Raw genomic sequence first — 2,877 nt, 5'->3', positions numbered from 1 at the left:
GGCTGGTGGAGGCGGTGCTGGGCGAGGCGGACGGGCGGCCGGGGGCTTTGCCGTTCGTTTCGCATGCGTTGTGGGAAACCTGGCGGCGGCGTAACAGCGCGGAGTTGACCTTGGAAGGGTATCGGGCGGCCGGCGGGATCGACGGCGCGCTGACCCGGACGGCCGATCGGGTCTACGGGGAGTTGGATGCCGCCCAGCGGCGGGTCGCTCGCGCGGTGCTGTTGCGGCTGATCGCGTTGGGGGAGGGGACGGAGGACACCCGGCGCCAGATCGGGCGTGCCGAGCTCGGGGATGATCCGGCCACGGCCGGGGTGCTGGACCGGCTGGCCGCCGCCCGGCTGATCATCCTGGGTGCCGGTGCCGCGGACACGGTCGAGATCGCGCACGAGGCGCTGATCGCCGGCTGGCCCCGATTACGGGACTGGCTCGCCAATGATCGCGAGGACCTGCGTGCGCATCGGCGCCTCACCGAGGCGGCCGTTGAGTGGGACGCGCACGGGCGTGATGAGGCGTTGTTGTATCGGGGTCGGGTCGTGGCCGCCTGGAACGACCGCGACCAAGCGGCACTGAACAAGCTGGAATCCGCCTTTCTCGCTGCGAGTCGAGCCTGGCGCGAACGTGAAGGCAAGACCCGCCGTCGCCGGCGACGGCTGCTTCTGTCCGGGTTAGTCTCGGCCCTGGTCGTGACGACCACACTGGCCACGCTGGCGATCGTCCAAGGTAGGCAAGCCGTGCAGGAGCATGACTTCGTCCGCTCACGTCAGCTGGCGGCCAAAGCCCGTGACCGATTGCAGGTCGATCCCGAACTGGCGTTGCTGCTGGCCGTCAAGGCGGTGCGGATGGGGCCGGTCGCTGAGGCCGAGAGTGTGCTGCGCCAGGCCGTGGTGGACTCCCGTGCCGAGGCCACATTGTTGCTCAGCGGGCAATTGCCGGGCCTGGACGTGGCCTTCAGTCCGGACGGTGGCGGACTCATCTCCAGCGGACTGGACGGCATCGTATGGGCATGGCGTCGATCTGGCGTGTCGTGGCATGGGCCGACGATGCTCCGCGCCACATCGAAGCTACAGCGGCCTGTGACCAGCCCCGACGGGCGCTTCGCGGCCAGTGGCGGGTTGGATGGCACGGTACAGATCTGGGATCTGGCAGGTACTGCCGCACCGGTTATTCTGAAAGGTCATCAAGGATCGGTGACCGCTATCGCCTTCAGCCCGGATGGCCGCCATCTGGCCAGCGCCGCCGACGACGGGATTCGGATATGGAACCTTACCGGGCAGCGCGTAGAGCGCGTGCTGGCTGGTCGCCGCGTAGGCTGGGGAAGACTCGCCTTCAGCCCCGATGGCCGCCGTCTGGCTGCCGGTAGCCCCACTAACGACACAATCCGTATTCATAACCTGCTTAGTGAGTTGCGATGCTCAGCCGTCCCGGAGGGCGGCTGCCACCTGGCGCGGCCAGGTCACCATCAGCGGCCCGCGGTTGCGATGCTCAGCCGTCCCGGAGGGCGGCTGCCACGGCCTCTGAACAGGCGAAACGTCAGAACAGTACCTATCCAGCGGCAGTTCGAATCCACTTATCAAGGAACAAATACGCCGATATCTCATTAGGAACACCTGGCGTGTCGCATGAGCACTCCAGCATCGCAACCAGAAGGGCGCGGAGCGGTCGCGGCGCACGGCGCAGGTGGCAGCCGCCCTCCGGGACAGGCTGAGCATCACAACCTCCTTGGTTGTACGGCGGTCGATCGCCTCGACCCACGTGGCAGCCGCCCTCCGGGACGGCTGAGCATCGCAACACCCGCTGTTGGAGAGAAGGAGGTACCTAACGATCTAGAGGGGTCTTGCGGCCATATTGAGTTGACTGAGGAGTTCTCGCGTTTCCAGTGAGCATTCCAGGCCAAGGGCGTCAAGGCGGGTTTTGAGGTGGCGGGCGCGGAGGCGGGCTTCGTCGGTGCGCCCAAGGGTGTGCAACAGGCGGACGGCGTATCGGGCGGCGGTTTCGGTGTCGGGGTCCAGGGTGCAGGCCTGGTCGTATGCCTCCAGGGCGCATTCGTTGCGTCCGGTGTGTTCGTGCAGGGCGCCGAGTTGCAGGAGTGCTTTGACGGTGGCGATGGTGAGGGGCCAGCGGTGGCCTTGGTCGAGCCAGTCGTAGTGCAGGCCGTGTGCTAGGGGGCCGCGGCACAGGCCGGCGACCGTCTCCAGCGCCTGTGTCCTTGCTTCTTCGCTGGTGGCGGCGCGGGCGCCGGTGAGGGCGCGGTGCAGGGCCCAGAGGTCCACATCGATGTGGCGGGCGGAGATGCGGTAGGTGGTGCTGTGGCGTTCGATGAACGTGGCCGCCTTCCCGTCCGGGCCGGCGGGGGTGCGCAGGGCGGCGCGGAGGTCTTTGAGGGCGGCGTGGAAGCGGTAGCCGGCGAGGGTCTCCTCCAGTTCCGGCCATAGGTGGTCGCAGATCTGTTCGCGGGTCAGGCCGGCGGGGTGGACGGCGAGCAGGGTGAACAGTTCCAGGGCTTTGGCGCGGCCGGACAGGTCCACCGTGGTGCCGTTGACCTCGATGACGGGTGGCCCGACCAGGGCGAAGCGGACCAGCGGGCTGCCTGCGGCGGGCGGCGGGGGCGGAATGTCCGCAGGTTGCTCAGAGGAACTGCTCGGGGGTTGCTGGGGCAGGCCGTGGGCGGTGGCCAGGGTGTGCAGGGCCGTTTGCGCTGCGTCGGGCCGCAGGTGGAACACGGTGGCGTCACGAAGTTGTTCGGCGAGGTCGCCGTCGGCTTCGGCGACGGTGTGATCGGGGTTGATGGTGCAGGTGGTGCCCGACGTCGAGTGCCCGGCGATGACGGCTCCGGCGCCGAAGGCTGCGGCCATGCCCATGAGGGTGTCCAGGTAGGGG

The 2,877-nt window shown here is 68.3% G+C and carries 2 protein-coding genes; one reads left to right on the top strand and one right to left on the bottom strand.

Features of this window, described 5'->3' with window-relative positions; translation table 11 throughout:
* Positions 1-1,601: WD40 repeat domain-containing protein (locus tag C1I98_RS37445; RefSeq protein WP_368773559.1), on the top strand; the 1,601-nt coding region annotated here is incomplete at its 5' end.
* Positions 1,602-1,823: 222 nt separating this feature from the next.
* Here C1I98_RS37445 and C1I98_RS37440 read toward each other — a convergent pair.
* Positions 1,824-2,877: AfsR/SARP family transcriptional regulator (locus C1I98_RS37440; protein WP_233508523.1), on the bottom strand; the 1,054-nt coding region annotated here is incomplete at its 5' end.

The organism is Spongiactinospora gelatinilytica (genome assembly GCF_003236385.1).
GTDB lineage: Bacteria > Actinomycetota > Actinomycetes > Streptosporangiales > Streptosporangiaceae > Spongiactinospora > Spongiactinospora gelatinilytica.
This window is presented reverse-complemented; position numbering and strand designations above follow the sequence as displayed.